Origin of the sequence: Lysinibacillus sp. FSL R7-0073 (genome assembly GCF_038009065.1) — a bacterium.
Classification (GTDB): domain Bacteria; phylum Bacillota; class Bacilli; order Bacillales_A; family Planococcaceae; genus Lysinibacillus; species Lysinibacillus fusiformis.
In genome coordinates this window covers 2,443,464-2,456,795 of sequence record NZ_JBBPAS010000001.1, presented here as the reverse complement: position 1 = coordinate 2,456,795, position 13,332 = coordinate 2,443,464, and the positions used below count along the sequence as shown (strand labels likewise).

The 13,332-nt window shown below is 32.7% G+C and carries 12 protein-coding genes and 2 pseudogenes; 7 read left to right on the top strand and 7 right to left on the bottom strand.

What is annotated here, in order from left to right:
* Positions 1-22: 22 nt before the first annotated feature.
* The 3 genes and pseudogenes from MKY88_RS12145 (at position 23) to MKY88_RS12135 (ending at position 2,216) form a co-directional block, all read left to right on the top strand.
* Positions 23-607 (top strand): replication initiation protein, encoded by a 585-nt coding sequence (locus tag MKY88_RS12145; protein ID WP_340813751.1) that lies wholly within the window; start codon positions 23-25, stop codon positions 605-607.
* A gap of 21 nt (positions 608-628) precedes the next feature.
* On the top strand, positions 629-793 hold the full coding sequence (locus tag MKY88_RS12140) for a hypothetical protein (RefSeq protein ID WP_340813750.1): 165 nt from the start codon (positions 629-631) through the stop codon (positions 791-793).
* A gap of 565 nt (positions 794-1,358) precedes the next feature.
* Positions 1,359-2,216: pseudogene (locus tag MKY88_RS12135) on the top strand (LysR family transcriptional regulator).
* 89 nt (positions 2,217-2,305) lie between these two features.
* Here MKY88_RS12135 and MKY88_RS12130 read toward each other — a convergent pair.
* Positions 2,306-3,217: a DNA-3-methyladenine glycosylase family protein gene (locus tag MKY88_RS12130; protein WP_069481431.1), complete on the bottom strand. Its 912-nt coding sequence runs from the start codon at positions 3,215-3,217 to the stop codon at positions 2,306-2,308.
* Positions 3,218-3,380: 163 nt separating this feature from the next.
* On the opposite strand from MKY88_RS12130, the gene MKY88_RS12125 reads away from it, so the two are divergent.
* The 4 genes and pseudogenes from MKY88_RS12125 (at position 3,381) to MKY88_RS12110 (ending at position 6,190) form a co-directional block, all read left to right on the top strand.
* On the top strand, positions 3,381-4,094 hold the full coding sequence (locus tag MKY88_RS12125; protein ID WP_340813748.1) for a 2OG-Fe(II) oxygenase: 714 nt from the start codon (positions 3,381-3,383) through the stop codon (positions 4,092-4,094).
* Positions 4,095-4,179: 85 nt separating this feature from the next.
* Positions 4,180-4,818 (top strand): bifunctional transcriptional activator/DNA repair enzyme AdaA, encoded by a 639-nt coding sequence (locus MKY88_RS12120; protein ID WP_193832043.1) that lies wholly within the window; start codon positions 4,180-4,182, stop codon positions 4,816-4,818.
* On the top strand, positions 4,802-5,335 hold the full coding sequence (adaB, locus tag MKY88_RS12115; RefSeq protein ID WP_340813745.1) for a methylated-DNA--[protein]-cysteine S-methyltransferase: 534 nt from the start codon (positions 4,802-4,804) through the stop codon (positions 5,333-5,335). The genes MKY88_RS12120 and adaB overlap by 17 nt, the downstream gene beginning before the upstream one ends.
* Positions 5,336-5,371: 36 nt before the next feature.
* Positions 5,372-6,190, top strand: a pseudogene (locus MKY88_RS12110) (SPL family radical SAM protein).
* A gap of 1,113 nt (positions 6,191-7,303) precedes the next feature.
* Here the strand turns inward: MKY88_RS12110 and MKY88_RS12105 are convergent.
* The 6 genes from MKY88_RS12105 to MKY88_RS12080 all read right to left on the bottom strand — a co-directional run bounded on the left by MKY88_RS12105 (position 7,304) and on the right by MKY88_RS12080 (position 13,291).
* Positions 7,304-8,359: a toll/interleukin-1 receptor domain-containing protein gene (locus MKY88_RS12105; protein WP_340813743.1), complete on the bottom strand. Its 1,056-nt coding sequence runs from the start codon at positions 8,357-8,359 to the stop codon at positions 7,304-7,306.
* Between the two features lie 3 nt (positions 8,360-8,362).
* The gene (locus tag MKY88_RS12100) at positions 8,363-8,815 is read right to left on the bottom strand and encodes a hypothetical protein (RefSeq protein WP_340813742.1); all 453 of its coding nucleotides are present in this window, start codon (positions 8,813-8,815) and stop codon (positions 8,363-8,365) included.
* A gap of 31 nt (positions 8,816-8,846) precedes the next feature.
* Complete coding sequence (locus MKY88_RS12095; RefSeq protein ID WP_340813741.1) at positions 8,847-10,613, bottom strand: hypothetical protein; 1,767 nt, start codon at positions 10,611-10,613, stop codon at positions 8,847-8,849.
* 438 nt (positions 10,614-11,051) lie between these two features.
* Entirely contained in the window at positions 11,052-11,549 is a 498-nt protein-coding gene (locus MKY88_RS12090) for a GNAT family N-acetyltransferase (protein WP_340813739.1), read from the bottom strand.
* A 58-nt stretch (positions 11,550-11,607) separates the two neighbouring features.
* Positions 11,608-12,963, bottom strand: a complete 1,356-nt coding sequence (locus tag MKY88_RS12085; protein WP_340813737.1) for an NAD(P)-binding domain-containing protein — start codon at positions 12,961-12,963, stop codon at positions 11,608-11,610.
* Positions 12,964-13,069: 106 nt separating this feature from the next.
* A complete protein-coding gene (locus MKY88_RS12080) occupies positions 13,070-13,291 on the bottom strand; it encodes a hypothetical protein (protein ID WP_340813736.1) in 222 nt (73 codons plus the stop codon).
* Positions 13,292-13,332 lie beyond the last annotated feature (41 nt).

Below are 13,332 nucleotides of genomic sequence, written 5' to 3'. Positions count from 1 at the left end.
ATAAAATTAATAAGTAAAATTCATGTTTTTGAACATCAACATGAGGAATTCGAATGGAAAGATTTACTGGAATATTTTTTTAGGAATGGAGTATGAACGAGGTTTATTTAAATTTGAATGGAGTCCTAAATTTTTGCCGCATATTTTAAACTTGAAAGAAAAATATATTACTAATAATTTGACTATTACCTCTAAATTTAAAAGCTCATTTACATGGACTTTATATGATTTTATGAAAGGGCATTATGGTTATTGGCATAAAGAAATGAGTAAAGTTGATTTGTTGAAATTGTTCAGTGTAGAAGGTGTTTCTTCCTACAAAGATTCAGCACAATTCAAACGTGGTGTTCTTGATGTAGCGATTAGAGAAATTAATCAATATACGGAACTAGAGGCCTGGTATGTAGAGAAGAAGAAGGGACGTGCGATTGTCGGTTTCGATTTACATTGGTCAGTCGCAAGTAAACAAGAGACAGCTGCTACGGAAAATCAGTTGAAAGAAATTACAACGATTATTGATGCTGTTGAAGCTGATATGTGGAACTATCTTGAGGAACTGGGCGAAATGGATCTTGAAAAACTGCACCTGATGAACATCATTCAATAGGTTTTAAAATGTCGTGTAGAAGTGACAACGACATTAACCAGTACAAAGGCTAATGAAATTTTACAACGCTTAAAAGGTCATCTATGCAGCTTACAAAGCCAATTAGATGATGCACGTCGAAAGAAAGACATTACCAGCAAACCAAACTATGTGCCATTTTATAACTGGCTTGATGAACATGAATAAATAACTAAAAAGGTGGATTTACAACGCTAAGATATACATGATTTTATGCACACGAAACAGCAAGCCATAATCGTGTAAATATTGATGTATCAAGTGTTTACGCTGCCTGTATAAAAAGCTGTATAAACAATGTTCATCAAAAAAGCCATAAAACGTTGATTTAACAACATTCATGGCTTTTTGGTGTGTGTCCAAACTTTCATTCGGGAACGTTTTTTTTTGAAATTTATATTATATTTACTAAAAAACAGCGATATTCTATCAGCCTTCTACAGTTGGCTAGAAGAAAGGGAATAAATAAAAAAGAGTAAGAGTAGCAACTTCTAATCCATTTTAATTTTCTTATACTTTGTGAAATACATTATAGAATAAAATATAATCCAAAAAATAATTATTAAATACATAAGAGCAGTGAGAGGTTCGGTAAACGGATTAACATTATTTTGATAATCTTTAATAATTAGAATAGCTAACACCAAAATTGAACTCCAAAACATAATCATCAAATATAATTTCATAAGATTCTAGCCTCCTTTCTATTTACATTTTTTCATTAATAATGTAAATCGTCAAAGTAGTCGATGTTGGTAACTTCACAAGAGCAGGGGAAATATTGGTGATGACACAATCTGGAATCAGTCATAATATTGCTTCTTTAGAGTCAGAACTCGGTATTACACTTTTGAATAGAGGGAGAAATGGAATCTCATTAACAGATAGTGTAGAACGGATTATAAAGAACATGAGAAATATCTTATCTGAAGCAGAAAGCATTAAACAAGAAACCGCTTCTATTTTAGGTATACAAAATGGAAAGGTAAATATTGGTAGCTTTTCAAGTTTCTCATCAAAAGTGTTGCCTACTATCATCTCAAAGTTTAGAGGAGAATTTAAGGGAATTGAAATAAACTTTTATGAGGGCAGCTATGATCAAATTACGCGTTGGGTAGAAGAGGGGAAAGTGGATATAGGTTTTACGTCTTTAAGTAACCCATTGGATCATTTGGAGTCAATCCCTATACTTAGAGATAGATTAGTCCTGACATTACCTATTCATCATCATCTTGCAATAAATGGACAAGTAAAAGTGAGAGATCTTCAAGGGGAGGCTCTTATTATGCCCAAGCTAGGATGTGAGGTGAGTGTAAAGAAATTTTTAAAGGAACAACAAGTTTCCCCAAACATCCAGTTTAATGTGGAGGATAATTAATCTATCATTGCAATGGTACGGGAAGGATTAGGCATTACCATCATGCCGGAGCTAGCTTTACCCTATAATTTACAAGGTTCCATTGTAAAACCTCTCTTACCCGAACCTTCCCGTGAAATAAGCATTATTACTCGATCAAAGAAGCAATCCCTTCCCGCTGTCAAAGCGTTTATAAAGACAACGATGGATTGTATGAAAGATTTACAGCTATAATATGAATTTTGAAGCGAAGAGGCAGAGAGCATGTTTTGATTCATTTGTTCAAAGCATGCTCTTTATAATTGTTCTCTTATCGCTCTTATCTAGTAAAGGACACGCCATAAATAAAACGTAGCGTAGGATTCCCAGTTTTTCCATGGCATTGATAATTCTAAGATTTCATCTTTCGTTGGCTTTCGATTCATATTTTGTAATACTTTTATCGAATTGATAAGACCTACATCATCGATTGGAAAGGCTGTTTGGAACCGGAGGCAGCGCATTAATACATAATTGGCTGTCCAAGGGCCGACTCCCCGTATTTTAATTAAGCTTTTTTCAGCATCTTTAAAGTCCATTTCCTTTAATTTTTCCCTCGATAATTCTCCACTGGCCATTAATTTCGCAATGCCAATGATATATTCACTTTTTTTCACGGTCATTTTAATATCTGCAAGGTCCGAGGGTGTTAACTTTGCAATTCTTTCGTACGTTGGGAACACCCAATAGTTTTTACCATTCCAGTCGATGAAATCGCCAAATTTTTCTACAAATTGCCTCTTTAAGGTGTACGCGAAGGCTAAGTTAATTTGTTGGCCTAAAACGCCCCAGCATAAAGCTTCAAATAAATCAGGAATGCCTATTACTCGCAATCCATAGAAGTTTCGGGCAGGTACTTTAAGTAAAGGATCTCCCTTTGCCATTTCATAAAATGGTGTTAAATCGTTATTTAGATCAAACCACTCATGAATAAATTTTACTACCTGTTCTAGCTGCCACCTTTCAATAGGCCTAGATTCATTTAAGAATTGAACGATCATTTGTTTATTCTTAATGACGTTTACCTGTACTAAATACCGAATTTCTCCAACAGCTATCACTTTTATAATGCTGTCGTTCTCTATTTCATACATGCATTCCTTCTTTTCTCTTGATAGATAGCCTAGATTGGCATTCATGTTGAAATGTTCAGGTAGGGTAATGACAATACCATTCTTGACTTCATGCCATATCATTCTTTCATTCTCCTTTACAAAATACATTGATGTCATTTTTACTTTATCACATCATCATCTGTCCTAATTTTGTTATCTTGCTATTACATTCTAAACACCTTATTTTTTTCGATTGATGAGGTTATAGTGTTAGTTATCAAGAATGCTAAATAGGAGGGATAAAATGGCGCAAGACATAAAGACACGTGTCGAAAGCTTAGATTGGGAGTCCATACAAAATGAATTAGATGAGCAAGGTTTCGCAAAGCTTCCAGCAATTTTAACAAAAGAGGAATGTGAATTTTTCATGGAGATGTATAGTGAGGAGGAGTCATACAGAACGACCATCAATATGACGAGATATCGCTTTGGGAATGGGGAGTACAAATATTTTTCTTATCCATTACCCGACATCATCCAACATTTAAGAGAGTCTTTTTATTTGGAATTAGCGAAAACAGCGAATCGGTGGCTGAGCTATTTAAAGAAAACAGAGCAGTATCCAGAACAACTTCAAGATTTTTTGAACACCTGTGAGGGGTATCATCAAATGAGACCGACACCTTTGATATTAAAGTATGAAACAGGCGGATTTAATTGTTTGCATCAAGATTTATATGGCGATCTATTTTTTCCGTTTCAAGTAGTGTTTGTATTAAATCAACGAGATAAAGACTTTTGCGGTGGAGAATCTTTATTAGTAGAACAAATCCCACGTGCTCAAAGCAGGGGACATGTCATTACGTTAGAGCAAGGCAGTGCACTTATTTTTCCTACTAACCACAGACCTGTGCTCGGTAAAAAAGGCTATTACAAAAATACAGTACGGCACGGTGTAAGCACGGTTACTTCGGGAGAACGATACGGTCTTGGAATTATTTTTCACGATTCTAAATAAACATTAATTTCAATATTTTGCTATTCCATTCTTTGAAATGTCCATTCGAATGGATAGGGAGTTATTATAAGGTGAGGTGAGAAAAATGCCAGATAGAATTGATCACAGCCACAAAGAGAGCTATGCTCATAGTCATTTGAATGATGTAGAAATGATAACCGATGAGAAGTGGCAAGCCATTATAAATAATGATATAGCTTACAATAATCAATTTTTTTACGCTGTGAAGTCAACAGGAATATTTTGTAAGCCTTCATGTAAATCACGCGTTCCAAAAAAAGAAAATGTATGCATATTTCAAAACGCAGAACAAGCTCTCCGTGCTAATTTTCGCCCTTGTAAACGGTGCAAGCCCACAAATGAAAATCTGCCTGATAGCGAGTGGGTTGATTTAATTACGGAATACATTGATAAAAATTTTACAGAAAAACTAACGCTAGAATCGTTAGCAAATATTTGTCATGGAAGTCCGTATCATATGCAACGAACATTTAAAAAGATTAAAGGCATTACGCCAGTTGAGTATATACAGCAAATTAGAGTTCACGCAGCTAAAAAGTATTTGATTCAGACAAATAAAGCGATTGGAGATATCGCCATTTGTGTGGGGATGGCTAACACGTCTTATTTTATTACTTTATTTAAAAAGAAAACGGGCCAGACACCAGCGCAATTTCGTCAAACGAGGAAGATGGAGGAACAGGACAATGGAAAAAATGAATAAACCAACACTTTACTGGTCTTTACTAAAGTTTAAAGATTGGAACTTCCATATAGCGTCAACGACAAAAAGTCTTGTCTTTATAGGTTCACAGTACAAGCCATTCGAGGAATTAGTCGAATGGGCTACGAAACACTTTCCAGGATGTCCGCTTGTTGAAGATGCTGAAAAGCTTGAGCCCTTTGTCGTTGAAATCACTCAGTATCTAGATGGAAGACGGAAAACCTTTACGATTCCATTTGAGTACGTAGGTACACCATTCCAGCTAGCAGTCTGGAGGGCACTTTGTGATATCCCTTATGGACAGACGAAATCCTATTCCGATATTGCAAATGATATTAATAAACCGGCAGCTGTTCGGGCAGTAGGAGCGGCTATCGGGGCTAATCCGATATTAATTACTGTGCCATGCCATCGCGTAATAGGAAAGAACGGCTCATTAACTGGCTATCGGGGCGGATTAGAAATGAAAACATTGCTACTTGATCTGGAAAAGAGAGTTTCATTAAACATTGAGTAATCTAATTATTACTGCACAACGATTGGAGATGCCGTCATGAGTAGTAAATTATTCTATAAAAATCCAAAAACGATTCTGAATAAAGGGACTGGCTTCCTTTCTGGATATACGCATTCACTTAATCCTTATACAGGCTGTACTTTTGGGTGTTCCTATTGTTATGTACGTGAAATGCCAGTATCTTTGTTTCGAGAAGGAGAATGGGGAAATTGGGTAGATATTAAAAATGGAGCTGCAAATTTATTAAAAAAAGAACTTCATCGCGCCAAAACTAAAGGGAATGTAACCATTTTTATGTCATCAAGTACAGATCCATATCAACCAATAGAGCAAAAGGAAAAGGTGACACGATCTTTACTAGAAGTTATGGTAGAAGATCCACCCGATTTCCTATTAGTACAAACTAGAAGCCCACTTGTAAGTCGAGATATCGATTTACTGCAACAATTGAAGGACAAAATTCGAGTAAGTATGACTATTGAAACCGATTCGGAAACGATACGAAAACATTTTACTCCGAAGGCACCTCCAATCTAGGCGCGTTTTAAAACATTGGAAAAATTAGCAGCTGCGGGCATACCAACCCAAGTTGCTATAGCTCCTATATTACCAAGTGGGTACCATTTTCCATTGAAACTAAAGCCATATGTCGATCGGGTATGTATAGATGACTACTTCATGGGCGATGGTAGTGGTGGTAAACGCACACGAAAACTTGGTATTGAGAACAAATACGCCCAACTTGGCTTAGAGGAATGGTATGGACCACATGTTCTTAAAAATGTATATAACCGATTTATTGAAGTCTTTCCCGAAAATCAAGTTTATGTGAGCCAGGCTGGGTTTGAGCCTTAAAAAGACTGTAATTTATAGAGATGAATAGCGTTTAGAGAACCACATAATCATGCAATTGAAGGTTTTATCAGGAATGCATTTCTTAATGGAGTTTTAGCTGTAATAGCGACTTTATTAATGGAATGATGGTTTGAGACTACGTGCTTATTAATTAATATAATTAATAAGCACAAAAAGTAACAATGATCTTCTGTAAATTAAAAAACGTTTGGTAACAAGCAGGTATAAATAATTTGTTTAAAGATTATAGAAGCATCTATGGACGGGTCAACAAAATTTCCATGTACCCATATAAAATTTTGTTGACCCAAGATAATTAATTAACTGAGCGATTACTAACACAATTTTTCAATTCTGTCTCACTATTATTAGTATACTTTTCAATGAAACTTAACTTCCTATAATTTATATTATGTAAACTAAAATTATTTGGCGTGGAGGAGGGCTTGGATACGTCAACTACCCATAATATCTGTACTTTTCTGTACATTTACATGAACTTCAGGTCTTTTAGGATAAGAACTTCGGGTCTCCTATATTTAACTATATTATTTTTAATTTAAGATAAGAACTTCGGGTCTTTTCTTATGTAAAAGGACCCGACAGCATAGATATTTTATAACAAAATAGACCAGGTACTCAATAATTTTGAGTCTGGTCTATTTTGTTAACAGGTGCCATTCTCTATACTTGCTTTTTTTACTTCAAACTCTTCTTCAATAATTAAACCCAACTTAAAGTAGTTACTTTAGTTCTCTAATCTCGTCCAGACATATCCTTAATGCGACCAAATTAATTTAGGTTTCAAATTCAATTTTCTTTACAACTTTTGATGAACATGTCATATAAGCTAGAAATATTATTGTCGGTACATGTAAAAGGACAAGAAAATCAAACCTTTTTAGACAAGAAGTTCAGACTTTTAATATTATACAAATAAAATACTATAGCTAAATCTTCTTAATCAAGTTGATTCAATAAATTATTCACTTATCTCTATTCATAATGAATAAAATATGTATAAACCTTTTGTTCATTCTAAAGAAATAAACCTACTCTTTATTTTGGCACATTTTGAGTAGGTTTATTTCTTTTAACTATTAAGTAGCAAAATTAATTAACTTTTGTTTTAATCTCTTTTATAAAAGCTTCATAATTAGATTCTTTTAATTCGAACAAATTAGTATTGTTCCAGTCGCTTATATCGGATAAAAATTCGCTCATATTACCTGAAATACTTTTTACTCTTTTTAATTCTTGTAAAGGTTGTATTTTACTTATTTCCTGTGTTATCTTGCTAATCATATTTAAATATTCAGTTTCTTTATTTTCCCAATAAGTAATGTAGTTTATTTGTTCTTCGATTGAGTAAATATTTGCAGCAAATTGAACTGGCATATCGGATCCTTTTGGCAAAAGTTCAACATCTGAATCTCTTAGTATTACTAATAACATTTTTTCTTTATATTCCCGTAAACGCATTACTTCAGATATTTCATACATACAGTTTACTGACTTTAAATATTTGTCGCTTATAATACTGATTACAAAATCGTGTTTACCAATTGATTCCATAAAGCTTTTTATACTATCTTTAAATTTAAGTCCTCGAATATCTCTAGTTAAAGTGTAACCCATAACTTTGAAGTCCTCATCGATTAAGTCAGCAAACATCTTGTCTTCCCAACAATATGAAATAAATATCTTAGGTTGATCTTCTTCTATAATTTGTAAAGGGACAGATTCAATTCCTGTAATTACATCCTCGAGATATTCTCTAATATGATTTACTAAATGTACTGTAACTTGATGGTTAAAAGCGTCAATTTGATCCTGAATTTTATTTCCACTACCATATCCAATACTTACCTGAATATATGCATTCTTAAGCTCTATATATTTTAATAATTGGTAAATGTATGATACCTCTTCTTTGGGATTTAGTGGTAACTCTAATTTATCATTCCAATCTTTACTACTTAATATATCCTCAAAATCAAGGGTATCCTGTATACATTCAGATACATATTCCTTTATCAAAGTATTATTTTCTATAAATAGTAAAAACCTTGATAAATCTTGTTGCTCTGATCCAAGTTTTGTGGAAAGTAATCTTGAAGAATTTGCCCTAAAATCCCTGCATAATTTGTTTATTTGCTTTATATTCATAATTTATTTCCCTCCACAGTAAATACAATAAGGTATAAGCCATTTGTCTAACTCCGTAACTTTAAAATGCGAATTACAGCATATTTTTTTTACAATCACTAAGTGATTATCAGTTTCGTATAGTTCTAGGACATCAGTAGTTGGCTTTTTCTTTGCTTTAATTTTTACATATTTATTTCTATTATTTTTTCTTTCTAAGTCTTTAAATATTTGATAAATAAGATCTTCAGCATAATTTTTTGCTATAGAACGTACTTTACTTTTAACTTTATCTGTATAAAACGAATTAAATTCAGCTATTAAACCACAAACTGGACAATAAATATCAACTATTTCTGTTTCATTAAATTCTGCACCGTGTATTTTGAAATCATTTTTACAATAGGGACAACATAAATTAAAATAACCATCAGAATCAGTTGGTATATTTATAGAAAATGAAATATTACTCATCATTGTTGCTCCTTTTCAAAATTTTAAAATTCTATTAAAGGAATTTTCGGATAGGAAAAGCCGAAAATTTTTCCTTTTGTTCTAAATCTAAGGATTCGAAATTAACTTGTGCTTCTGATTTATTATTCAATATTAGATTCGTACACAGTTCTAATAGCGTATCAGAAGTCTTTATTGCTTCTTTTTTTATTACAATAATTTCATTAAGTTCCTCTTCGCTCAAACAATCGCCTTTTCGTATTTTTGTTTGACATAAATTGATAAATGCGATTGATCTTTCATCATTAAATAATAAAATATTACTAAGTAAAGTTGATGCAATTTCGAGTAATCTTTTATCTCCTGTTTCATCAAAGAGTTTTAAACAATCTAAAGCATAGTTATTTAAATATTCGAATGTAAAGTGATTATAGGTCATTTGTGATGTTGATAATGATCGGATTACTATAGTCTGATTATAGTTAATACAATTCACCAACTCCTGGATCGGAATCGATAAAAAAACACTCATTTTAGTGTCGTTTAATTTATCCTTTAGGCCCATTAATATTTTATTTGATATATCAGCAAAAAAGATATTTGTAAGCTTTTCCTTTTGCATAGAATCATAGTAAAGATACAATTTGGAATTATCGAATACGTTTAAAGATATCAAACCACTACTTTTAATAATTTCAGTTGGAATTTGTAGCAGCTCATACCTTTCATTGTTAATTATAAAAAGTAAAGCTAAAAATTTATCTGCAAAAGCTTCATTCTTAAATTTATAATTTAATGATATACCTAATCTAGTAAATAGTTTTTCTAAATAAGAAATGGTTTTTAACTGATTTTCTACATCCTCCTGTATCCTTTTACTTGGCTTTTCAAATAATTTTTCTCCTATGTAAAACGGTTGTTTCGTATCACTTAAAGACGCCAGGAATTGTCTAGAACGCTTAATTTCATATAAGGTAGTTAGGTCATTAAGCTTAATATTACTTCTTTTTCGATTATCTTTGCAGCTAATTAGAATGAGGTCCTCAATATTTATAATTGTTTCTGATGAACTTCTAGTGATTGAATACGTATAATTGATACTTTCATTGTCTATGTTTCTCTGCAAAACGCCCTCTTCTATAACACTTGAAACTGTTATAGAATCAATTGGATAAACACGTCCTTTTTCTTCTCCATATATAAATGCAGAACTACCAATAATATTTTTGAAATTATTAAATCTTGTTATTTCCTCTACATTTAAATCAGGAAAAATTAGTTTGAAATCTTTGAATTCTTCCATTGTATATTTATGTTCAATTAATGCTAAACTTTGTTTTTTTGACTCTTCCAAAAATCTGTGACAAATATTTGTTAGGTGTTGTAATGTATCTACCGAATTAAATTTGAAGTTTCTAGTTTTTTTTCGTGATTTTCGGTTGACCACTTCTTTTAATTCTAAAGGTAATAACATCTTATAAAATATACGTTTTTCTTCGCTTGGAGTTATCAGAACTACAAAATATAGTACTCCACCTTGGGCATAATAAATATCCAAATCGGCCATATCGATAGGATAACTACATTTGGAAAGTTGTTCTGTTTTTATAGTATCACCTTTAACCTGAACTGGTACTGATCCTTTAAAATTTGCTTTAATAATATTGGAAGAATTATAAACATCTATTGCTCCATCAAAAGATATTCCTTTATCACCTTTATTAATCTTTGGATCTAAATTTGAGTACAAAGATGTTGCTAATTCTGTAACAGTTATGACTGCGACATTCTCTATGTTTGGAGTTATATAATTATCATTCATTTTAAGCCCTCACTATTGTTGGTGTTGTTATAAAACATCTTAAATTGGATATTAAGGTCTTTCTAGTTGATAAATTGCCATTTATCATTAAATTAACTGAATAAGTAATAAAATTATTATCTGAAATTGTTTATATTAAAAACAGTCGCAGTATCAAAATAGTCAGCAGCTTGGACTGATTATATTCTTTTTCTTTTCTTACTTTATATTGTTCTGATAATAAGTATGGAACACTATTTGTACCAAAGGGAATATTTAACGATTAACTAAATTCTCTTAAATTCTTATCGTATAATCGATAAATAACAGACATATTCACTACTAATTCTACTTAGTAATAAAAACAACATCCTTAGATAACCATATCTTAGGATGTTGTTTTTTTCAATACACTTAAAAATTGATGGTGCAAATTTAATAAAATTCCAATAAGCTTTCTTATATAAATAGATGTATACTCCTTTTTTCCATTATTACTGTATTATGCCATTTGCCATTTAACTGAACAATTTTTTCTCGAGTACCAACAACTCTAAATCCCATTTTTTTATGTAATTGAATACTTGATGTATTGATGGCAAAGATAGATGATTGGAGTGTCCAAAATCCTGCCTTTTCACTCTCTTCAATTAGTACTTTGAAAAGCTCTGAAGCAATACCCTTCCCTTTATGATCACTCGATATATAAACACTAACTTCTCCAACTCCAGAATAAACAGCGCGTGTAGAGACGGGTGAAATGGCAATCCAACCAACCACTCTATTATGTTCTTCTGCTACAAAACGCAAGGTCGCATGATGTCTTTCATCCCATACCTGTTCACTTGGCACTATTGTTTCAAAAGTTGCCATCCCTGTTTCGATCCCCTCTTTATAAATTTGTAATACCTCTTTCAAATCACCCGTTTCCATTTTACAGAAATATAGTGTGTTCATTCCATTGCCCCCTTGTGTATTTTAAAAGAACTGCTAGCTTTCGCTAACAGTCAAATTTTTAACAACCTGAATTTGATTGATTGACAAGATTAATACTACATACGCCTGTTTCAGGTAACTCTAATTCCACACGTTGGGAAGCCTCATTATCACCTGATAAATAGGCTGTTATGGAACGAACTTGTTCATAGCCAGTTGCCATTAAAAAGGTTGGTGCGCGTCCATAACTTTTAGCTCCGACTATATAGAAGTCCTTTTCTGGTTGGCGTAGAATTTCTTCTCCATGCGCTCTTACTGTTCCACAGCTATGTTCATTAGGATCAATTAGTGGTGCTAATGCTTTCACACTTTCTGTTGTAGTATCGATAGATAGACGCAGTTCACTGTTCATTGTAAAATCAGGTCGATTTCCAGCATTGACAATAAGTTCATCAAAGCCTGTTAGTACTTTCTGTTCCCCGTTTAAAGTACCTACAATATGGATGTTTTCTTCTTTTTTCACCTGAGAAATATAGAAAGGCGTTATTACATCAATCTTGCCTGTATCAACTAATTCATGAATGCGTATACCGAGTGCGCCACGTGCTTCTAATGCATCCTTTTCTTCACCACCATAGGCTTCTTCTACAGTTCTTTTACGCATAATCCATACTAGCTTTGTTTTAGGGTTTTCTCTCTGTAATTCAGCCAAAGCTAATAAGGTATTGATCGCAGAATGACCACCACCAATAACTGCGATCTTTTTATTTGCATATCTCTTAGAATTCGTATTTATATCTGGAATACCATACTCAATGTGATCTGCTAATGCTTTTTCATTTTTCAGCCAAATACCTGTAGAATTTGCCGGGTTTGGGTTCCCCCATGTTCCTGTTGCATCAATAACTGCTTTTGCCTCAATAATATCGATGTCATCCTCTTTTTCAACATAAACATTAAAGGACTGATTTAATCGATTTTTTGTCTTCATCTTATCATTTAATTGTCGTGAAATACCTACTACTTTTGAGTTCAATCGGATACTTGGTTTTATTTGTGTTAACTCTGCCAAAGGTTTTAAATAAAGATCGATTAACTCATGCCCCGTAGGTATTGTTTCTAAGTTAGGTTCTAACCAATCAGACCCCTCTAATAGTGATTTAGCAGCTTTATTGATGTTATAACGCCATGGAGAAAATAATGTGACATGCCCCCAAGTACGAATATTGTGTGCTATTTCATTGCCAGCCTCAAGTAAAATAAATGTCTGGTTTTGCTCTACTAAATGAGCAGCAGCAGCTAACCCGATAGGACCTGCACCAATGATTACAATCGGTAAATTCTTATTGGAATAATTAACAGTCTCTTTGACTTCAATGTCCTGAACAGGAGTACAACAAGATTGATTCTGGTTGATTACTTTTAGTGTTTTCATATAAACTTCTCCTTTTTTTCTCTATATAAGCATTCCCTTATATAAAATGTATTTTTTACGTCTAGCAGTTAGCTAGACGTAATTTATTTAAGCTTTTGTGATAGTATTAACACACTTCAATTTCACACGTGATTTTATCAATTTCTATTATCGCTTTTTCAAATTGCAACCATGTAGAAGTGCCGTAACGATCCATATCTCCTTTAAAGAAGAAATCAAAAGCAAATTCTTTAGCCTGTATCAATGTGTATTCTCTACTATTCATAATTAACTTTAAATAAGCGATAAAATAATCTTTTGTTAATATGCTAGAATGATTTACTGTCATTTTTTATCCTCGATTCAATGGATTGAGTAATTGCTAATACA

What these genes read in the sequence shown, in the direction of transcription:
- MKY88_RS12125 (WP_340813748.1), top strand. Translation starts at nt 3,381, where the DNA reads ATGGCGCAAGACATAAAGACACGTGTCGAAAGCTTAGATTGGGAGTCC.
- MKY88_RS12095 (WP_340813741.1), bottom strand. Translation starts at nt 10,613, where the DNA reads ATGAATGATAATTATATAACTCCAAACATAGAGAATGTCGCAGTCATA.
- MKY88_RS12120 (WP_193832043.1), top strand. Translation starts at nt 4,180, where the DNA reads ATGCCAGATAGAATTGATCACAGCCACAAAGAGAGCTATGCTCATAGT.
- MKY88_RS12105 (WP_340813743.1), bottom strand. Translation starts at nt 8,359, where the DNA reads ATGAATATAAAGCAAATAAACAAATTATGCAGGGATTTTAGGGCAAAT.
- MKY88_RS12130 (WP_069481431.1), bottom strand. Translation starts at nt 3,217, where the DNA reads ATGATATGGCATGAAGTCAAGAATGGTATTGTCATTACCCTACCTGAA.
- adaB (WP_340813745.1), top strand. Translation starts at nt 4,802, where the DNA reads ATGGAAAAAATGAATAAACCAACACTTTACTGGTCTTTACTAAAGTTT.
- MKY88_RS12090 (WP_340813739.1), bottom strand. Translation starts at nt 11,549, where the DNA reads ATGAACACACTATATTTCTGTAAAATGGAAACGGGTGATTTGAAAGAG.
- MKY88_RS12085 (WP_340813737.1), bottom strand. Translation starts at nt 12,963, where the DNA reads ATGAAAACACTAAAAGTAATCAACCAGAATCAATCTTGTTGTACTCCT.
- MKY88_RS12100 (WP_340813742.1), bottom strand. Translation starts at nt 8,815, where the DNA reads ATGATGAGTAATATTTCATTTTCTATAAATATACCAACTGATTCTGAT.
- MKY88_RS12145 (WP_340813751.1), top strand. Translation starts at nt 23, where the DNA reads ATGTTTTTGAACATCAACATGAGGAATTCGAATGGAAAGATTTACTGG.
- MKY88_RS12080 (WP_340813736.1), bottom strand. Translation starts at nt 13,291, where the DNA reads ATGACAGTAAATCATTCTAGCATATTAACAAAAGATTATTTTATCGCT.